Origin of the sequence: Nocardioides baculatus (assembly GCF_016735675.1) — a bacterium.
Lineage (GTDB): Bacteria > Actinomycetota > Actinomycetes > Propionibacteriales > Nocardioidaceae > Nocardioides > Nocardioides baculatus.
Genome location: NZ_JAERSG010000001.1, coordinates 87143 through 106949, shown reverse-complemented (window position 1 = coordinate 106949; position 19807 = coordinate 87143). Strand labels below are relative to the sequence as shown.

16 protein-coding genes are annotated in these 19807 nt (G+C 69.9%); 13 read left to right on the top strand and 3 right to left on the bottom strand.

Annotated elements, in window-relative coordinates:
* Window positions 1-57: 57 nt before the first annotated feature.
* The 9 genes from nuoH (at window position 58) to JI751_RS00440 (ending at window position 12277) form a co-directional block, all read left to right on the top strand.
* Window positions 58-1407 (top strand): NADH-quinone oxidoreductase subunit NuoH, encoded by a 1350-nt coding sequence (gene nuoH / locus JI751_RS00480; protein WP_201934403.1) that lies wholly within the window; start codon window positions 58-60, stop codon window positions 1405-1407.
* Window positions 1400-2047, top strand: coding sequence for an NADH-quinone oxidoreductase subunit NuoI (gene nuoI, locus JI751_RS00475; RefSeq protein WP_201932132.1), 648 nt, complete (start codon window positions 1400-1402; stop codon window positions 2045-2047). Before nuoH ends, nuoI begins: the two co-directional genes overlap by 8 nt.
* On the top strand, window positions 2044-2856 hold the full coding sequence (locus JI751_RS00470; protein ID WP_372440528.1) for an NADH-quinone oxidoreductase subunit J: 813 nt from the start codon (window positions 2044-2046) through the stop codon (window positions 2854-2856). The genes nuoI and JI751_RS00470 overlap by 4 nt, the downstream gene beginning before the upstream one ends.
* Window positions 2853-3146, top strand: a complete 294-nt coding sequence (nuoK, locus tag JI751_RS00465; RefSeq protein WP_201932131.1) for an NADH-quinone oxidoreductase subunit NuoK — start codon at window positions 2853-2855, stop codon at window positions 3144-3146. The genes JI751_RS00470 and nuoK overlap by 4 nt, the downstream gene beginning before the upstream one ends.
* Before the next feature lie 94 nt (window positions 3147-3240).
* A complete protein-coding gene (nuoL, locus tag JI751_RS00460) occupies window positions 3241-5136 on the top strand; it encodes an NADH-quinone oxidoreductase subunit L (RefSeq protein ID WP_201934397.1) in 1896 nt (631 codons plus the stop codon).
* Window positions 5133-6620 (top strand): NADH-quinone oxidoreductase subunit M, encoded by a 1488-nt coding sequence (locus JI751_RS00455; protein WP_201932130.1) that lies wholly within the window; start codon window positions 5133-5135, stop codon window positions 6618-6620. Before nuoL ends, JI751_RS00455 begins: the two co-directional genes overlap by 4 nt.
* Complete coding sequence (gene nuoN, locus JI751_RS00450) at window positions 6620-8209, top strand: NADH-quinone oxidoreductase subunit NuoN (protein WP_201934396.1); 1590 nt, start codon at window positions 6620-6622, stop codon at window positions 8207-8209. Before JI751_RS00455 ends, nuoN begins: the two co-directional genes overlap by 1 nt.
* Window positions 8206-9204 (top strand): polyprenyl synthetase family protein, encoded by a 999-nt coding sequence (locus tag JI751_RS00445; RefSeq protein ID WP_201932129.1) that lies wholly within the window; start codon window positions 8206-8208, stop codon window positions 9202-9204. The genes nuoN and JI751_RS00445 overlap by 4 nt, the downstream gene beginning before the upstream one ends.
* Window positions 9205-9298: 94 nt before the next feature.
* Window positions 9299-12277 carry a reprolysin-like metallopeptidase gene (locus JI751_RS00440; RefSeq protein WP_236665502.1) on the top strand — a complete coding sequence of 993 codons (2979 nt, stop codon included), beginning with the start codon at window positions 9299-9301 and terminating at the stop codon, window positions 12275-12277.
* Between the two features lie 57 nt (window positions 12278-12334).
* Here the strand turns inward: JI751_RS00440 and rarD are convergent, their stop codons facing one another.
* Complete coding sequence (gene rarD, locus JI751_RS00435) at window positions 12335-13243, bottom strand: EamA family transporter RarD (protein ID WP_201932128.1); 909 nt, start codon at window positions 13241-13243, stop codon at window positions 12335-12337.
* 111 nt (window positions 13244-13354) lie between these two features.
* On the opposite strand from rarD, the gene JI751_RS00430 reads away from it, so the two are divergent.
* Window positions 13355-13765 carry a hypothetical protein gene (locus JI751_RS00430; RefSeq protein ID WP_201932127.1) on the top strand — a complete coding sequence of 137 codons (411 nt, stop codon included), beginning with the start codon at window positions 13355-13357 and terminating at the stop codon, window positions 13763-13765.
* A gap of 19 nt (window positions 13766-13784) precedes the next feature.
* Here the strand turns inward: JI751_RS00430 and JI751_RS00425 are convergent, their stop codons facing one another.
* Together JI751_RS00425 and JI751_RS00420 are read right to left on the bottom strand one after the other, a co-directional pair.
* Complete coding sequence (locus tag JI751_RS00425) at window positions 13785-14891, bottom strand: 2-oxoacid:ferredoxin oxidoreductase subunit beta (protein ID WP_201932125.1); 1107 nt, start codon at window positions 14889-14891, stop codon at window positions 13785-13787.
* A complete protein-coding gene (locus tag JI751_RS00420; RefSeq protein WP_307813630.1) occupies window positions 14891-16816 on the bottom strand; it encodes a 2-oxoacid:acceptor oxidoreductase subunit alpha in 1926 nt (641 codons plus the stop codon). The genes JI751_RS00425 and JI751_RS00420 overlap by 1 nt, the downstream gene beginning before the upstream one ends.
* A 254-nt stretch (window positions 16817-17070) precedes the next feature.
* On the opposite strand from JI751_RS00420, the gene JI751_RS00415 reads away from it, so the two are divergent.
* The 3 genes from JI751_RS00415 to JI751_RS00405 are packed head-to-tail and all read left to right on the top strand — an operon-like array spanning window position 17071 to window position 19794.
* The gene (locus JI751_RS00415; protein ID WP_201932123.1) at window positions 17071-18120 is read left to right on the top strand and encodes a sulfate ABC transporter substrate-binding protein; all 1050 of its coding nucleotides are present in this window, start codon (window positions 17071-17073) and stop codon (window positions 18118-18120) included.
* Complete coding sequence (gene cysT, locus JI751_RS00410; RefSeq protein WP_201932122.1) at window positions 18120-18992, top strand: sulfate ABC transporter permease subunit CysT; 873 nt, start codon at window positions 18120-18122, stop codon at window positions 18990-18992. Before JI751_RS00415 ends, cysT begins: the two co-directional genes overlap by 1 nt.
* Entirely contained in the window at window positions 18985-19794 is an 810-nt protein-coding gene (locus tag JI751_RS00405; protein WP_201932118.1) for a sulfate ABC transporter permease subunit, read from the top strand. Before cysT ends, JI751_RS00405 begins: the two co-directional genes overlap by 8 nt.
* Window positions 19795-19807: the final 13 nt, after the last annotated feature.

Sequence of the window (19807 nt, the reverse complement as noted above, 5' to 3'; positions counted from 1 at the left end):
GTTCTCGACCTCCCCCGCTGCGCTCCTCCGCCCGACAACTTCGAGGGGACCCCGATGATGCGCATCCTCGCCGCCGACCTGCCCGACCCCGGGCTCGCGGCCTTCGGCCAGGACCCCTGGTGGGTCGTCCTGCTCAAGGCCGTGCTGATCTTCGTGGTGCTGGTCCTGCTGACGCTCTTCAACATCTGGTTCGAGCGCCGCGTCGTGGCCCGCATGCAGCACCGCGTCGGCCCCAACGTGCACGGGCCCTTCGGCCTCCTCCAGTCGCTGGCCGACGGCGTCAAGCTGGCGCTCAAGGAGGACATCATCCCCAAGGCGGCCGACAAGGTCGTCTTCATCCTGGCCCCGGTCATTGCGGTCGTGCCGGCCTTCGTCACCTGGTCGGTGATCCCGCTCGGCCCCGAGGTCAACTTCTTCGGGCACCGCACGCCGCTGCAGCTCACCGACATGCCGGTCGCCGTGCTCTTCATGCTCGCGATCGCCTCGATCGGCATCTACGGCATCGTCCTCGGCGGCTGGTCGTCCGGGTCGACGTACTCCCTGCTCGGCGGCCTGCGCTCGAGCGCGCAGATGATCTCCTACGAGGTCGCGATGGGCCTCGCGCTCGTCGCGGTCTTCCTCTACGCCGGCTCCATGTCGACCTCGGAGATCGTCGCCGCCCAGGACCGCCTGTGGTTCGGCCTGATCCTCGCGCCGTCCTTCGTGATCTACGTGATCTCGATGGTGGGGGAGACCAACCGTGCGCCCTTCGACCTCCCCGAGGCCGAGGGCGAGCTGGTCGGCGGCTTCCACACCGAGTACTCCAGCCTGAAGTTCGCCCTGTTCTTCCTGGCCGAGTACATCAACCTCGCCACCGTCTCCGCGATCGCCACCACGCTGTTCCTGGGCGGCTGGGCCGCTCCGTGGGGCATCGAGAACGTGTGGGAGGGCGCCAACAGCGGCTACTGGCCCCTGCTCTGGTTCTTCGGCAAGGTCTTCATCTTCATCTTCCTGTTCGTCTGGCTGCGCGGCTCGCTGCCCCGCATGCGCTACGACCAGTTCATGGCGCTGGGCTGGAAGATCCTCATCCCGGTGTCGCTGGCCTGGACGGTCGCGGTCGCCACCATCCGCGTCATCTCGCTCGAGGCCGACAACGGCATCAACCGGACCTACCTCGTCGCCGGCATCGCCGTGCTGCTCGTCCTGACCGTCGGCCTGATGTTCGTGCCCGAGCGCACGGACGACCAGGCCGACGCGGCCGAGGCGGGCGAGGAGGACCACGACGCGTTCGCCGGTGGGTTCCCCGTCCCGCCGATGCCGGCGGGAGGCGCCGTACGAGGTGCCGCCGCGCCGCTGTCGTTCAGCAACACGCCGGGCGGCCGCACCACCGTCACCGCAACGGCTGAGTCCAAGGAGAACCATGAGTGAGTCCACCTCCGGCTCGGAGTCGAAGGGCATCAAGGAGAGCCTCTGGGACCCGATCGCGGGCTTCGGAGTCACCTTCCGCACCATGTTCAAGAAGGTGGTCACCGAGCAGTACCCCTTCGAGAAGCTCCCCACCGCGCCGCGCTTCCACGGCCGCCACCAGCTCAACCGCTGGCCCGACGGCCTCGAGAAGTGCATCGGCTGCGAGCTGTGCGCCTGGGCCTGCCCGGCCGACGCGATCTACGTCGAGGGTGCGTCCAACAGCGACGAGCCCGACGCCGACGGCAACAGCCAGCGCTACAGCCCCGGCGAGCGCTACGGCCGCGTCTACCAGATCAACTACCTGCGCTGCATCCTCTGCGGGCTCTGCATCGAGGCGTGCCCGACGCGCGCGCTGACGATGACCAACGAGTACGAGCTCGCGGACAACAACCGTGCCGACCTGATCTACGAGAAGTCCGACCTCCTCGCCCCGCTGCTGCCCGGCATGGAGCAGCCGCCGCACGAGATGCGTCTCGGCGACGACGAGGGTGACTACTACCGCGGCGACTACAGCGCCCGCGCCAAGGACCCGGCCACCGTGGGCGCCGAGGGCGAGGCGCAGGAGCAGTGGACGAGCGCGAGCGAGAAGGAGTCCCGGTGACCTTCTGGATCCTCGCCCCGATCATGGTGGCGGCCGCGCTCGGCATCCTGTTCGTCCGCAAGGCCGTGCACGCCGCCCTGCTGCTGGCCGTGGTCATGATCAGCATCGCGTTCCTCTACGCCGTCATGGAGGCGCCGTTCCTGTTCGCGGTGCAGATCATCGTCTACACCGGCGCCATCTTGATGCTGTTCCTCTTCGTGATGATGCTGATCGGCGTCGACGCCTCCGACTCGACCGTGGAGACGATCCGCGGCCAGCGGGTCATGGCGACCGTGCTCGGCCTGCTCTTCGGCACGGTCCTCGTGGTCGGCATCAGCCAGGTGACCTACGGCACCGTCGTCGGCCTCGACACGGCCAACAGCGGCGGCAACGTCCCGGCGATCGCCAACATCCTGTTCTCGCGCTACGTCTTCGCCTTCGAGGCCACCAGCGCCCTGCTGATCACCGCGGTGCTCGGCGCGATGGTGCTCGCCCACCGCGAGCGGCTCACGCCGAAGGCCACGCAGGCGAGCCTCGCCGCCCAGCGCATCCGCGACTTCGGCGAGCACGGCAAGCACCCCGGCCCGCTGCCCTCGCCCGGGGTCTACGCCCGCCACAACGCGGTCGACACCCCGGCGCTGCTGCCTGACGGCACGGCCGCCGAGTCCTCGGTCTCGCGCGTCCTCGCCGCCCGCGGCACGGTCCGCTCGGCCCCCGCGCTCGCCGACGACATCGACGTCGTCACGGCCCAGATCGGCGACCCCGCCTCCATGCCCGAGACCTCCGGCAAGGCCGGCACTCCTGCGAACACGACGGAGGACGTGAAGTGACCCAGTACGTGGTTCTCTCGGCGATCCTCTTCACCATCGGGTGCGTCGGTGTCCTCACGCGCCGCAACGCGCTGGTGGTGTTCATGTGCGTCGAGCTGATGCTCAACGCCTGCAACCTCGCGTTCGTCGCCTTCGCCCGCCAGCACGGCAACCTCGACGGCCAGATCACCGCCTTCTTCGTGATGGTGGTGGCGGCAGCCGAGGTCGTGATCGGCCTCGCGATCATCATGACCATCTTCCGCACGCGACGCTCGGCCTCGGTCGACGACGCCAGCCTGCTGAAGTACTGAGGGAGCACCTGTGAACCTCCTGTCCCAGACAGTCCGCCTCGTCGAGGAGGGCGGTGCGGCACCCGTCGTCTCGCCCGACACCGGCGCCGGCGGCGTGTTCGACCTGCTGTGGCTGGTCATCGCGCTCCCGCTGCTCGGTGCGTTCCTGCTCCTCGCCGTGGCGCCGTTCCTCCAGGGCTCGCTCAAGGCCGCCGCCGACAAGCACGGCCACCTCGTCGGCACCGCGATGTCGACCCTGTCGTTCGTGCTCAGCCTCGTGCTCTTCGTCGCCCTGCTCGGCCGCGGTGCCGAGGAGCGCCAGATCGGCCAGCACCTCTGGACCTGGTTCGAGACCGGCTCGCTCAGCGTCGGCATGGACCTGCTCTACGACCAGCTCGCTGCCCTGTTCCTGCTGCTGATCACCGGCGTGGGCTCGCTGATCCACGTCTACGCCATCGGCTACATGGAGCACGACGAGCGCCGTCGCCGGTTCTTCGGCTACCTCAACCTCTTCGTCGCGGCGATGCTCACGCTGATCCTCTCGGCGAACTTCGTGGGCCTGTTCCTCGGCTGGGAGGGCGTCGGCCTCGCGTCCTACCTGCTGATCGGCTTCTGGCAGCACAAGCCCTCGGCCGCGGCGGCCGCCAAGAAGGCGTTCGTCATCAACCGCGTGGGCGACATCGGCCTCTCGCTGGCCATCGCCCTGATGTTCGCGACGTTCGGCACCGCCGACTTCGCCGGAGTCAGCGAGCGCGCCGGTGACGCGTCGCAGGACACGCTGACCGCGCTCGGCCTGCTGCTCCTGCTCGGCGCGTGCGGCAAGTCCGCGCAGGTGCCGCTGCAGGCCTGGCTGCTCGATGCGATGGAGGGTCCGACCCCGGTGTCGGCCCTCATCCACGCGGCGACCATGGTCACCGCGGGCGTCTACCTCGTGGTCCGCGCCAACTTCATCTTCGAGCTCGCCCCGATCGCGCAGACCGCGGTGGTCGTCGTCGCCACGGTCACGCTCCTGTGGGGTGCGGTCCTCGGCTGCGCCAAGGACGACATCAAGAAGGCGCTCGCCGGCTCGACGATGAGCCAGATCGGCTACATGATGCTCGCCGCAGGCCTCGGCCCGGTGGGCTACCCGTTCGCGATCTTCCACCTGCTCACGCACGGCTTCTTCAAGGCCAACATGTTCCTCGGCGCGGGCTCCGTCATGCACGGGATGAACGACGACGTCGACATGCGCCACTACGGCGGCCTCAACAAGGCGATGCCGGTCACCTTCCTGACCTTCGCGATGGGCTACCTCGCGATCATCGGGTTCCCCGGCTTCTCCGGCTTCTGGTCCAAGGACCGCATCATCGAGACGGCGCTCGCCGACAACCTGGTGGTGGGCCTGCTCGCCGTGCTCGGCGCCGGCATCACCGCGTTCTACATGACCCGCCTGATGCTGATGACGTTCCTCACCGAGAAGCGCTGGGCGAAGGACGTGCACCCGCACGAGTCGCCCAAGGTGATGACCGTCCCGCTGATGGTGCTCGCCGCGTTGTCCGTCCTCGGTGGCGTGCTGCTCCTCGGCGACTGGATCGTGACCTGGCTCGAGCCGGTCACCGGCCACGCCGAGCACCACGAGCCGCCGCTGCCCGCGCTGGTGATCACGCTGATCATCACCGCCGTGGTCGCGATCGGCGTCGCCACCGCCTGGTTCCTCGTCGGCAAGCGCGACGTCCCGCGCGAGGCCCCGCAGGAGGTGTCGTTCGCGACCCGCGCGGCACGCGCCGACCTCTACGGCGACGCGATCAACGACGCGGTCGTCGTCCGGCCCGGGGCGTCGCTCGTCGGCGGTCTCGCCACGTTCGACCGGGTCGGTGTCGACGGCGTGGTCGAGGGCGGCTCCGCCGGCATCGGCGGGCTGTCCACGACGATGCGTCGCCTCCAGAACGGCTTCGTCCGCTCCTACGCCCTGTCCGTCCTCGCCGGTGCGCTGCTCGTGGTCCTGGCCCTCCTGGCGGTGAACTTCGCATGATCCTCACCATCCTGATCCTCCTGCCGCTCGTCGGCGCCCTCGTGACGGCGTTCGCGCCGGCCGCGGTGTCCCGACTGGTCGGCATCGGCTTCGCCGGCGCGACGCTGCTCGCGGGCATCGTCGCCGCGGTGCAGTACGAGGCCGACGCGGGCATGCAGCTCACCGAGACCCACGTCTGGATCGAGTCGCTCGGCGTGCACTACGCGCTCGGCGTCGACGGCCTCGGCATCCTGATGGTGCTGCTGACCGTGGTCCTTGTCCCGATCGTCCTGCTGGCCGGGTGGCGCGAGTCCGACGCCGAGGGCAACGGCGGTGCCAAGGCGTTCTTCGCCTGGACCCTCGCCCTCGAGACGATGTCGCTGGCCGTCTTCACCGCGACCGACGTGCTGCTGTTCTACGTCGTCTTCGAGGCAACGCTGATCCCGGCGTACTTCCTCATCGGTGGCTTCGGGCGCAGCGGCCGCGGTCGTGCGGCGACGAAGTTCCTGATCTACCAGCTCGCCGGCGGGCTCGTGATGCTCGCCTCGGTGATCGGCCTCTACGTCGTCTCGGCCGACAACGGCACCCCGAGCTTCCTGCTCAGCGACCTCGCCGCGATCGACATCGACCCGATCACCCAGCGCTGGCTCTTCGCCGGCTTCTTCATCGCCTTCGCGATCAAGGCGCCGATGTTCCCGGTCCACACCTGGCTGGCCGACACCACCGAGAAGGCGACGCCGGGCACCTCCGTGCTGCTCGTGTGCGTGCTCGACAAGATCGGCACCTTCGGCATGCTGCGGTTCTGCCTCGGCCTGCTGCCGGACGCCTCGCAGTGGGCCACGCCGTTCGTGGTCGTGCTCGCGCTGATCTCGATCATCTACGGCGCGCTGGTCGCCATCGGCCAGGACGACGTCCTGCGCCTGATCGGCCTCACGTCGCTGTCGCACTTCGGCTTCATCGTGCTCGGCATCTTCGTCTTCAGCCCGACCGGCGGCACCGGTGCGATCCTCTACATGGTCAACCACGGCATCGCCACGGCGCTGATGTTCCTGGTCGCCGGGTTCCTGATCCAGCGCACCGGGACGGCCTCGATCCGCGAGATGGGTGGGGTCGAGAAGTCGGCCCCGGTCCTCGCCGGGTTCTTCCTCGTCGGCGGCCTCGCGGCCTGCGGGCTGCCCGGCCTCTCGCCGTTCGTCTCCGAGATGATGGTCATCATCGCGGCCTTCGACCACCACTGGCTGGTCGGCTCGGTCGCGGTCCTCGCGATAGTCCTCGCCGCCTTCTACGCGCTCTGGATGTACCAGCGCACGATGACCGGCCCCGGCATCGCCCCGGTCCAGGACCTCGACCGGCGTGAGGTCGGGATCATCGCCCCGCTCGCCCTCGCGCTCGTGCTCTTCGGCTTCTTCCCGATGCCGCTGCTCGACGTCATCAATCCCGTCGTCCACGACACCCTCGCCGGGGTGGGCATCGCCCAGGAGACCCAGGAGGCTGGTCGCCAGTGATCGAGTTCGTCAAGCCCAGCGTCGACTACTTCGAGCTCTGGCCCCTCCTCCTCGTCTTCGGCGTGGCCTGCCTCGGCGTCGTCGTGGAGGCCTTCGCGCCCCGCGCGGTGCGCTACATCACCCAGGTCGTGCTGGCCCTCGCGGGCCTCGTGGGCGCACTGGTGGGCGTCGTGCTCGTCGCGCAGGACGTCACGACGTACGACGACGGTGCCGCGCGCGGCATCCTCGCGGTCGGCGGCACGATCGCCGTCGACGGCCCGAGCCTGTTCATCTGGGGCCTCGTGCTGGCCCTGGCCATCGGCGGCGTCCTGCTCTTCGCCGAGCGCCACCTCGACGGCGGCATGTCGGCGTTCGCGGGCCAGGCGTCCGCGGTGCCGGGCACCGACGCGGAGACGGCTGCGGTCGCGGCCAACCGCGAGCACACCGAGGTCTACCCGCTGATGATGTTCGCGGTCTTCGGGATGATGCTCTTCCCGGCGGCCAACGACCTGCTGACGATGTTCGTCGGCCTCGAGGTGCTCTCGCTCCCGCTCTACCTGCTGAGCGGGCTGGCGCGCCGTCGTCGCCTGCTGAGCCAGGAGGCGGCCCTCAAGTACTTCCTCCTCGGCGCCTTCTCGTCCGGCTTCTTCCTCTACGGCGCCGCGCTCCTCTACGGCTACGCCGGGTCGATGGACTTCGCCCGGATCAACGAGGCCGTCCGCAACGACGTCGGCAGCTCGAGCCTGCTGCTCATCGGCACCGGCCTGCTGTCGGTCGGACTGCTCTTCAAGGTCGGTGCGGTCCCGTTCCAGGCGTGGACCCCCGACGTCTACCAGGGCGCCCCGACCCCGGTCACGGCCTTCATGGCGGCCGGCACCAAGGTCGCGGCCTTCGGCGCGATCATGCGCCTGTTCTACGTCGCGCTCGGCGCCGACCGCTGGTCGTGGCAGCCGATGATGTGGATCATCGCGATCCTGTCGATGTTCGTCGGTGCGGCGCTGGCCATCACCCAGAACGACATCAAGCGCCTGCTGGCCTACTCGTCCGTCGCGCACACCGGCTTCATCCTCACCGGCGTCCTCGGCCTCCAGGCCTCCGACCAGCTCGCCCCCGGCGAGATCACGTCGGTCCAGGCGGTGCTCTTCTACCTGACGACCTACGGCTTCGCGACGATCGGCGCCTTCGCCGTGGTCAGCCTGGTCCGTGACGCCGGTGGCGAGACCACCGCGATCGAGCGGTGGGCGGGGCTGGGCAAGGAGTCGCCCGTGGTGGCGGCGGTCTTCGCCTTCTTCCTGCTCGCCATGGCGGGCATCCCGCTCACGTCCGGGTTCGTCGGCAAGCTGGCCGTCTTCTCGGTGGCGCTCGCCGCCGGTGCCTGGCCGGTCGTGGTCGCCGCCGTGCTCGCGAGCATCGTGGCCGCGTTCCTCTACATCAAGGTCATCAAGGTCATGTACTTCGACGAGCCGGTCGGCGACGGCCCGAAGGTCGCGTACCCCTCGGTGCTGACCGCGACGACGATCGCGGTGGGCGCGGCGGTGACGCTCGTCCTCGGCGTCGTGCCGGGTCCGGTGCTCGACCTCGCGGCCGTTGCGGGAGAATTCATCAGGTGAGCGACTCGCCCCTCGCCCTGCCCGTCGTCGACGCCGAGCTCGAGCAGCGGCTCGTCGGTCGGTTGGCGCGCATCGAGGAGCTCCTCGCCGAGCACTGCCGGGGCCGCACCCCCTACGTCACCGAGGCAGCGACCCACCTGATGATGGCCGGCGGCAAGCGGTTCCGGCCGCTGCTGGTGCTGCTCGCCGCGGAGGCCGGACCGACCCCCGACGCGGAGGAGGTGCACACCGCGGCCTGCGTCGTGGAGCTCACCCACGTCGCCTCGCTCTACCACGACGACGTGATGGACGAGGCCGCCCTGCGACGCGGCGCCGACACCGCCAACGCCCGGTGGGACAACCACGTCGCGATCCTCACCGGCGACTTCCTCTTCGGGAAGTCCTCCGAGCTGACCGCCGACCTCGGCCCGGACGCCGTACGCATCCAGGCGCAGACGTTCACCCGCCTCGTCGAGGGCCAGATCCTCGAGACCGTGAAGCCCGGTCCCGACGAGGACCCGTTGGCCCACTACCTCGAGGTCGTCGCCGGCAAGACCGGTTCCCTGATCGCCACCTCCGCCCGCTACGGCGCGATGTTCGCCGGTGCCACCCCGGAGGTCGTGGAGGCGCTGCGCGCCTACGGGGAGATCGTCGGCTCCGCCTTCCAGCTCTCCGACGACATCCTCGACATCGCCTCGGAGTCCGACACCTCGGGCAAGACCCCCGGCACCGACCTCCGCGAGGGCGTGCCGACCCTGCCGGTCCTGATGGCCCAGGCGTCGACCGACCCGGCCGACGCGCGCCTCCTCGAGCTGCTCGGCCGTCCCCTCACCGACGACGACGAGCACGCGGAGGCCCTCGACCTCCTTCGCAAGCACCCTGCGCTGGAGCAGGCGAAGGCCTACGTCCTCGGCCAGGCGACCGAGGCCAAGCAGCGGCTCACGGCGCTCGAGCCCGGCGCCGTACGCACCGCGCTGGAGTCGTTCGCCGACGTCGTGGCCACCCGCTCCGCGTAGCTCCCGTCGTCGAGATCATCCTTCCGGCTGGTGCAGGCCGGCAAGGAATCCCTTTACTCTCGGGCCTCCATCACTGCGAGAGTCTCGGGGTCCCATGTCTCGACCGTTGCGCCTCCTGTCCGTGCTCGTCGCCGTCGTCCTCGCCCTGGCGGGGATGCAGGCGCTGACCCTGTCCGGCTCGGCCGCTCCGCCGGGTGGCGGCTACTGGACCGCGACCGACCAACGCCCCGGCGGTGACAGGGGCGCCATCGAGCGCCGCGTCGAGCCCACGCGTTCGGCGGCGTTCACGCTCGACCGCGCGGGACTGCGCGCGGCCCTCGCCGACGCTCCGGCCGAGGACGCCGCACGTCGCAACGACGCCGGCACGGTCATCACCGTCCCGGCCCCCAACGGCGAGCTCGTCGAGTTCCGGGTCCACGAGTCCCCGGTCATGGAGGCGGGCCTCGCTGCCGAGCACCCCGAGCTGAAGACCTACGCCGGGCGCGCCGTCGGCGACCCGACGGCGACCATCCGGCTCGACCTGACGCCGATGGGCTTCCACGCGGCGGTGCGCGGCTCGGGCAACCAGGCCGCCTGGTACGTCGACCCCGCCTGGAACGGCGACGACAGCCTCTACCTCTCCTACCGCAACGGCGACCTGCCCCGCAGCGACCGCGGCCTGGTCGAGCCCGAGCTCGACGAGGACACCCTGAAGGACCTCGAGGCGCAGCTCGCCGGTGAGGGGCCCGGCGCCGAGGTGTCGCTCCGGACCTACCGGCTCGCGCTCGTCACCGACCCGTCCTACGCCACGTACTTCGGCACGCAGAACGTCCTCGCCGAGAAGGTGACCCTGATGAACCGGGTCAACCAGATCTACAACGACGACCTGGCGATCCGGATGGTCCTGATCGACCAGACGGAGAAGCTGAACCTCGACACCGACGCCAAGGCGATCGAGGCCAACGGTCCGTGCGGCTCGGCTCCGTGCTTCCCGCCCGCCACGCTCGCCGGCGGCTGCACGGGCGGGTTGCTCAACCGCAACCGCATCGCGCTCGGCCAGCTCGTCGGCGCCTCCAGCTACGACATCGGCCACATCGCGCTCGGGGTCAACGGCGGGGGCGTCGCCGGCCTCGGCGTGGTCGGCGGCGACGGCAAGGCACGCGGGTGCACCGGGCTCCCGACGCCCGAGGGCGACTACTTCGCCGTCGACTACGTCGCCCACGAGATGGGGCACCAGTTCGGCGGCCCGCACACGTTCAACGGCACCGAGTTCAACTGCTCGGGCAACCGTGGCGGCTCGCCCTACGAGCCGGGCTCCGGCACGTCGATCATGGCCTACGCCGGCATCTGCCAGCAGGACAACCTCCAGCCGCACAGCGACCCCTACTTCTCGCAGCGCAGCATCACCGACATCAGCACCACGGTGACCGCGGCGCGGTCCGCCATCAACGACGTCCAGACGGTGTCGCTGCGTGGCTTCGACGCCGACGGTGAGTCCTTCACGCTGACGGTCAACGGGACGCAGACCGCGCCCATCGTTCGCGGCACGAGCTACTCCCTCGCCGGCATCGACGCGGCCATCGAGGCCGTGACCGGGCCGACCACCGTCGACGTCCGCGGCTTCGGCGGTGCCACCACGCTCGACGACACCGGCTTCGAGGTGCGGTTCACCGGTGCGCCGTACGCCGGCACGGACGTCGCCGCCATGGGCTTCACGCCCGCCTCGGGTGACGTCACCGGCTTCGTGGGCGAGACCGCGCAGGGTGGTCCGCAGCGCAACGGCGGCAACACCGTCGTCGCGTCGGGCAACCGTGCGCCTGTCGTCGCTGCGCCGGAGACCAAGACCATCCCGCTCCGTACGCCGTTCGCGCTGACGGGCTCGGCGACGGACGCCGACGGCGACCCGCTGGTCTACATCTGGGAGCAGAACGACCGGGGCGGTGCCGCCGGCACCGCGCTCGGCAGCCAGACCAAGGTCGACGGTCCGCTCTTCCGGATCTTCGGTGCCTACGCACCGGTGACGCCGGCCGGCACGCTCCAGATCAACTCGCCCGGGGAGAACCTGGCCTCGTCCAGCCCGACGCGGGTGTTCCCGGACATGGAGCAGGTCCTGGCCAACAACACCAACGCCACGACGGGCACCTGCCCGGCGATGCCGCCGAAGCCGCCGTCGGGTGGTGCGACCAACGTGCCGGTCCCGGTGATCGAGTGCTTCGCCGAGTGGTTGCCGACCGCCGACTACGTCGGGGCGGCCGCCGTCCCCGCTGCCGGGTTCCCGGGCAACACCGAGCCGTCGCTCAACTTCCGGCTCACCGCCCGCGACCTCGCTCCCGAGGGTGGCGGCTACTCCTACGCCGACGTCAAGCTCCTGCTCGACCGGACCCCCAACGCCACGCCGTTCCGGGTCACGTCGAAGAGCGCGACCAACGCCGCGGCCGTGGGCGGACGCACCGAGACGGTCTACTGGACGGCCAACACGACGTCGATGTCGCCCAACGTGAGGATCACGCTCTCCACCGACGGCGGCAGGACCTTCCCGACGGTGCTGGCGGAGAGCACGCCCAACGACGGCAACACCCAGGTGACCTGGCCCGACATCAACACGACGACGGCCCGGATCAAGGTCGAGGCGGTGGAGAACTACTTCTTCGACGTCAACGACGCGGACATCACCATCACGGGCACCCAGCCGCCGACGACGGAGCCGAGCCCGACGGCCACCCCGACCCCGACCTCGACACCGACGACCACCCCGACGCCCACGACCCCGCCCACGGCGGACCGGGTGGCGCCGCGGATCGGCACCAAGATGGTGAAGCCCGTCGAGGTCGGCACCCGGGTCAAGCTGCGGGTGACCCTCCGCGCCGACGACGTCGTGCCGTCCGGCACGGTCCGGATCAAGGTCCGCGGCCTGGGCAAGAAGCGGGTCTGGACCGAGGCCCTGACCCGGCGTGGCCGGACGAGCGTCCAGCTGCCGGCGTTCTACCGCACCGGGCGCGTCAAGGTCGTCGTGAAGTACCGCGGCGACGCCGCCGTCGAGGCGGGCCGCAAGGTGATCAGGTTCAGCGTCGTCGATCGCGGCAGGACGCGATGACCTGAGCAGGAGCGGACGAGGGGCCACCGGTCGAGCACCGGTGGCCCCTCGCTGCGCTCAGGCGGCGGAGGCGTGGGCGACGAGCCGCAGCTGGTGGCGCCGGTGGTTGAGCGCCTCGATCGTGAAGACGACGAGTGCGAGCCAGACCAGCCCGAAGCCGATCCAGCGGCTTGCCGGCATCGCCTCGTCGAAGACGGTGAGGCCGAGGGCGAACTGGATCGTCGGGGCGAGGTACTGGAGCAGCCCGAGGGACACCATCGAGACCCGGATCGCGGCTGCCCCGAACAGCATGAGCGGCACGGCGGTGATGACGCCGGTGGTGGTGAAGAGCAGCGCGTGGCCGACGCCGTGCGAGCCGAAGCTGGACGCCCCGGTCGCCATCAGCCACACGATGTACGCCACGGCGAACGGCGACAGCACGACGGTCTCGACCGTGATGCTCTCGACCGCGCCGACGCCGGCCTGCTTCTTGAGCAGTCCGTAGGTGCCGAACGAGAAGGCGAGGAGGAGCGCGATCCACGGCGGTCGGCCGTAGTCGACGGCCAGCACGACGACCGCCACGAACGCGATCGCCATCGCGACCCACTGCAGCCGCCGCAGGCGCTCGCCGAGGACGAAGACGCCCATCAGGACGGTCACGAGCGGGTTGATGAAGTAGCCGAGGGCGGTCTCCACGACCCGGCCGTTGTTGACGCCCCAGATGTAGCCGCCCCAGTTGAGCGTGATGACCACCGCGGCGCAGCAGATGAGCAGCAGCCGCCTGCGGTCGTGCAGCAGCGCCGTGAGCTGCGGCACCCGGCGCAGGAGCACCACGAGGACGACCATGACGACGCAGGACCAGGCGATGCGGTGCGCGAGGATCTCGATGGCGCCGCCCGGCTCGAGCAGCGTCCAGTAGAGCGGGAACGTGCCCCACATGACGTAGGCCAGCGCGCCGAGCAGCAGTCCGTGTCGGCTATCTGGCACTCGGGGAGTCTAGGGCCGGGACGTCGCCTACGATGGGGCGGTCTCGGGGTTGGGACCCCGCGTCACCCGAACGTCAGTCAATCCAGAAGGTATCTCGAGGGGGAGTTCAACATGCGGAAGTTCCGCGCCGTCCTGGCCGCACTCGTCGCCGCACTGCTCGTCGGAGGTGTGCTCGCGACCGGAGCCACCGCCGGCTCGTTGCCCGAGCGCATCATCGACGAGGTGCCGCCGGGCGACAAGCAGGTGAGCTACAACGCCTTCAAGCTCAAGGGCACCGTGATGGAGCCCCAGGCCGACGGCACCCTGCTGCCGTACGCCAACCAGAAGGTGAAGATCCTCAAGAAGAAGTGCGGCAGCTGCAAGTGGAAGGTCGTCAAGAAGATCAAGACCGACGACGCCGGTGCCTACAAGACCAGGATCTACGCGCCCGAGAAGGGTCGCTGGAAGTGGCGCTCGAAGGTCGACCACTCCAACGGCTTCGGCAACACCAAGGGCAAGGTCTGGACGCTCTACTTCGACTGACCCGGCGATCGTCGGACGATCAGAGGATCGTCCACGTGTCGCCGCCGCCGATCAGCGCCGCCAACCGGGCGGACTGGTCGGCGGTGTCGTTGTCGGACACCGTGCTGCGCGACGTCGCAACCTGCTCGCGCGCCTGGTCGTCGTACGTCGCCCGCTCCACCTGGCGGAAGATGCCGATCGGTGAGGTGTTGAGGTAGCCCGAGTCGGTGAGCCGCGAGATCGCGAAGGCCATCGTCGGGTCCGGGCTGTGCGCGTCGTGGACGAGCACGTCGTCGTCCGCCACGTCGGCACGCATCGCGACCTTCACGCCGCCGGTGGTCTCGTCGCGGACCAGGCACTTGGCTCCGTCCACGCCGAAGGTGACGGGCTCGCCGTGCACCAGCGGGATGATGGCGTCGGCCTTGGTGTCGGGGTTCTTGATCGCGTCGAAGGCGCCGTCGTTGAAGATCGGGCAGTTCTGGTAGATCTCGACCAGCGACGTGCCCCGGTGGGCGGCGGCCGCGGCGAGCACCGTGGTGAGGTGCTTGCGGTCGGAGTCGATCGTGCGGGCCACGAACGTCGCCTCCGCCCCGAGCGCGAGCGACACCGGGTTGAACGGGTGGTCGAGCGAGCCCATCGGGGTCGACTTGGTGACCTTCCCGGTCTCCGAGGTGGGGGAGTACTGCCCCTTGGTCAGCCCGTAGATCCGGTTGTTGAACAGCAGGATCGTCATGTTGACGTTGCGGCGCAGCGCGTGGATCAGGTGGTTGCCGCCGATCGACAGCGCGTCGCCGTCACCGGTGACGACCCAGACCGACAGGTCCTCGCGCGCGGTGGCGATGCCCGTGGCGATCGACGGCGCCCGGCCGTGGATCGAGTGCATGCCGTAGGTGTCGAGGTAGTAGGGGAAGCGCGACGAGCAGCCGATGCCGGAGACGAAGACGATGTTCTCGCGGCGCAGCCCGAGGTCGGGCAGGAACGACTGGACGGCCTTGAGCACGGCGTAGTCGCCGCAGCCTGGGCACCAGCGGACCTCCTGGTCGGAGGTGAACTCCTTGCCGGTCTGCGGTCCGTCGGCGGCCGGCACCAGCTCGGTGCCCGAGCGCATGGCGGGAAGTCCCAGCTCGGTGAGGGGGGAGGTGCTCATCAGATGTGCTCCTTCTGCGTGGGCTCGCCCCAGACGCCCAGCTCGATGTCGATCCCCTCGGCCTGGCCGACGAGCTCGCCGATGGCGTGCGCGAGCTCGGTGGCCTTGAGGGGCAGTCCGCGGACGTGGTTGTAGCCGACGGCGTCGACGAGGTACTTGCCGCGCAGCAGCAGCGACAGCTGGCCGAGGTTCATCTCGGGCACCAGCACCTTGTCGTAGCCCTTCAGCACCTCGCCGAGGTTGCTCGGGAACGGGTTGAGGTGGCGCAGGTGGGCCTGGGCCACGTGGTAGCCGGCCTTGCGCACGCGGCGTACGCCGGCACCGATCGGGCCGTAGGTCGAGCCCCACCCGATGACGAGCACCTTGGCCTCGCCGGACGGGTCGTCGACCTCGATCAGCGGGATGGTGTCGGCGATCCGGTCCACCTTGGCCTGGCGGGTGCGGACCATGAAGTCGTGGTTGGCCGGGTCGTAGGAGATGTTGCCGTGCCCGTCGCCCTTCTCGAGCCCGCCGATGCGGTGCTCGAGGCCGGGCGTGCCGGGGATCGCCCACGGCCGCGCGAGGGTCGCCTCGTCGCGGAGGTAGGGCCAGAACTCCGCCTCGTCGCCCGACCCGTGGTTCTTCTCGGTCGCGAACGCGGGGTCGATGACCGGCAGCTCGTCGACGGTCGGGACCCGCCACGGCTCGGAGCCGTTGGCGAGGTAGCCGTCGGAGAGCAGGAGCACGGGCGTGCGGTAGGTGACGGCGATCCGGGCCGCCTCGACCGCGGCGGCGAAGCAGTCGCCGGGCGACTGCGGGGCCACGATCGGCACGGGCGCCTCGCCGTTGCGGCCGAACATCGCCTGCAACAGGTCGGCCTGCTCGGTCTTGGTGGGCAGGCCGGTGGAGGGGCCGCCGCGCTGGACGTCGACGACGACGAGCGGCAGCTCGGTCATCACGGCGAGGCCGATCGCCTCGGACTTGAGCGCCACGCCGGGGCCCGAGGTGGAAGTCACCCCGAGGTGGCCGGCGTACGACGCGCCGATCGCGGCACCGACGCCGGCGATCTCGTCCTCGGCCTGGAACGTCGTGACGCCGAAGGACTTGTGCTTCGACAGCTCGTGGAGGATGTCGGAGGCCGGGGTGATCGGGTACGTGCCGAGGAACAGCGGGAGGCCGGACTGCACGCTGCCCGCGACGAGGCCGTAGGCGAGGGCGAGGTTGCCGGTGATGTTGCGGTAGGTGCCCGGAGGCATGACCGCCGGCTTGATCTCGTACTGCACCGCGAAGGCCTCGGTCGTCTCGCCGAAGTTCCAGCCCGCCTTGAACGCGGCGACGTTGGCGTCGCGGATGTCGGGCACCTTGGCGAACCGCTTGGCGAGGAACGAGGTCGTCGGGTCGGTCGGACGGCCGTACATCCACGACAGGAGGCCCAGGGCGAACATGTTCTTCGCGCGCGAGGCGTCCTTGCGGGAGAGGCCGAACTCCTTGACCGCCTCGACCGTCATGCCGGTGAGGTCGACGGTGTGCAGGGCGTAGGCGTCGAGGCTGTCGCCCTCGAGCGGGTTGTCCTGGTAGCCGGCCTTGGTCAGGTTGCGCGCGGTGAAGTCGTGGGTGTCGACGATGATCGTCGCGCCCTTGTGCAGGTCGCCGAGGTTGGCGCGCAGCGCTGCGGGGTTCATCGCGACGAGCACGTCGGGGGCGTCGCCCGCGGTGAGGATGTCATGGTCGGCGAAGTGGACCTGGAACGACGAGACGCCCGGCAGGGTGCCCTGGGGTGCCCGGATCTCCGCCGGGAAGTTGGGCAGCGTCACCAGGTCGTTGCCGAAGGCCGCGGTCTCCTGGGTGAAGCGGTCGCCGGTGAGCTGCATGCCGTCGCCGGAGTCGCCGGCGAACCGGATGATGACGCGGTCCAGCTGCCTGACCTGCTTGGCCGATCCACTCACTGACTGCCCTGCTTCCGTGCGTGCTTCCTGCGTGTCCAAAGGGGGCGTTCGCCCGTCTCCCACAGTAGTCGCGCAGGGGTGGTCTGGACGGCCGTCCCCACGTGATGGACGCCTCGTCCACGCGTGGAACGGGCGTGCAGCGGGCCTACGTGACCCACGACACGCGTCCGCTGGGCGGCCAATGTCATTGACGTCCATAAAGTCATGTATCTTTCTCGACATTGCTCACCGATCAAGAAAGTCGAGATCCCCCCATGCAGATCCGTTCACGTGCCGCTCTTGCGGCCGCCCTCGTCGGGGCACTGGCCCTCTCCGCCTGCTCCTCCGCCGACGGCTCCGGCAGCGGTGACGACGGCACCGCGCTCCGCCTCAGCGGGTTCTCGATCCTCGAGGCCGCCAACGAAGGCATCTTCGAGGACTTCCAGGGCACCGACGAGGGCGCGGACGTCACCTTCGAGCCGTCCTACGGCGCCTCGGGCGACCAGAGCCGTGCCGTCGCGGACGGCTCCGAGGCCGACATCGTGCACTTCTCGCTCGAGACCGACATCACCCGCCTCGTCGACGCCGACCTCGTCGCCGACGACTGGAAGGACAACGAGACCAAGGGCATCGCGACCTCCTCGGTCGTCGTCTTCGTCGTCCGCAAGGGCAACCCGGAGAACATCCAGACCTGGGACGACCTGGTGAAGCCCGGCGTCGAGGTCATCACGCCCAACCCGGGCTCGTCGGGCTCGGCCCGCTGGAACATCCTCGCTGCCTGGGCGCACGCCACCGGCGGCACGGACGACGAGGCCACGGGCCGCGAGTTCATCACCCAGCTCCTCGGCAACATCATCGCCCTCCCGGCCAGCGGCCGCGAGGCCACCACGGCCTTCACCGACGGCTCGGGTGACGTCCTCCTCTCCTACGAGAACGAGGCCATCCTGGCCAAGCAGAACGGCGCGGACCTCGACTACGTCGTCCCCGACGACACCCTGCTGATCGAGAACCCCGCCGCGGTCACCGTCGACGCGCCCCAGGCGGCGAAGGACTTCCTGACCTTCCTCACCGGTCCCGAGGCCCAGGCGGACTACGCCGCCTTCGGCTTCCGCCCGGTCGTGGACGGCGTGGAGATCCCCGAGGTCGAGGGTGCCAACGACCCGGCCGACCCCTTCCCGACGCCCGGCACGCTCTACACCATCGACGACAACTTCGGCGGTTGGGGCGAGGCTGCCGACAAGTACTTCGGCTCGGGTGAAGAGGGCGACCCCCTCGGCATCATCACCGAGCTGCAGCAGCAGACCGGCCAGGAGGGCGAGAGCTGATGTCAGCCGCCCTCACCGGGGCGACGATCGACACCGCAGGTCCGGCCTCCCCGCAGGGAGGCCGGACCCGGCGTACGACGCCCCGCAACACGCTGACCCCCGGGGCCGGCGTGGGGCTGGGCCTGGCCATGATCTGGTTCAGCCTGCTCGTGCTCCTGCCGCTGTCCGCGATCGTGGCCCGCGCAGCCTCCGGCGGGTGGAGCCAGTACTACACGGTGCTCCAGAACCCGCAGACCTGGAACGCCGTGCAGCTCACCGTCACCCAGTCGCTGGTCGTCACCCTCATCAACGTCGTCGTCGGCACGGTCATCGCGTGGGTCCTCGTGCGTGACCGGTTCTGGGGCCAGCGGCTCCTCAACGTCATCATCGACGTGCCGTTCGCCCTCCCGACGGTCGTCGCCGGTCTCGTCCTGCTCGGCCTCTACGGCCCCAACAGCCCGATCGGCGTCGAGTGGGCGTTCACCCCCAACGCCGTCACCCTCGCCCTGGCCTTCGTGACGCTGCCGTTCATCGTCCGGACCGTGCAGCCCGTGCTCGAGGAGCTCGACACCGACGTGGAGCAGGCCGCCGCCTCGCTCGGCGCCAGCCGCCCCACCATCTTCCGGCGGATCATCCTGCCCAGCCTCGTGCCGGCCATCGCCTCGGGCGCGGCCCTGAGCTTCGCCCGCGCCATCTCGGAGTACGGCTCGCTCGTCCTCCTGAGCGGCAACCGGCCCAACCAGACCGAGGTGGTCTCTGTCCGCGTGCTGTCCTTCATCGAGAACGGCAACTACTCGTCCGCCGCGGCCCTCGCCTCGGTCATGCTCTTCATCGCCCTGCTGGTGATCGTGGTGCTGGACATCGTGCAGCGAAGGGTGGCCCGCCGTGGTTAGCACCTCCACGCCCACCAAGTGGGCGCTCCGGGCCGTGGCCGTCGGCTACGTGTTCTTCCTGGTCGCCTGGCCCGTCGGGCTGCTCATCCGGCGCACCTTCGAGGGCGGGCTGACCAACCTCACCGACGCCCTCACCGACAGCAACGTCGTCTCGGCGCTCGCCCTCACCGGCAAGGTCGCGGTCGCAGCAGTGCTGATCAACCTCGTCTTCGGGGTCACGATCTCGATGCTGCTGGTCCGCTACGACTTCCCCGGCAAGCGGGTGCTGTCCGCACTGGTCGACGTACCGCTGTCGGTGTCGCCGGTCGTGGTCGGTCTCGCGCTCGTGCTGGTCTACAACGGTCGCGACGGCTGGCTCGGCACCGGTCTGGAGGACAACGGGATCTCCGTCATCTTCGCCACGCCCGGCCTGGTGATGGCGACCTGCTTCGTCGCGCTGCCGCTCGTCATCCGCGAGGTCGTCCCGGTCCTCACCGAGATCGGCGACGAGCAGGAGCAGGCCGCCCGCAGCCTCGGCGCCAACGCGCCCCAGACGTTCTGGCGGATCACCCTGCCCAGCATCAAGTGGGCCGTCGTGTACGGCGTCGTGCTGAGCCTCGCGCGATCCGTCGGCGAGTTCGGCGCGGTCAAGGTCGTCTCGGACAACGTCGCCGGCAAGACCCAGACCGCGACCCTCTCCGTCGAGAAGAGCTACCAGAACTTCGCCCAGGGCGAGGCGTACGCGATCGCCTTCCTCCTGGTGATGGTGTGCGTGGCGAGCCTGATCGTCGTCGCCCTCCTCCGTCCCAAGGTCCACGACTGAGCATCCGCTCAGG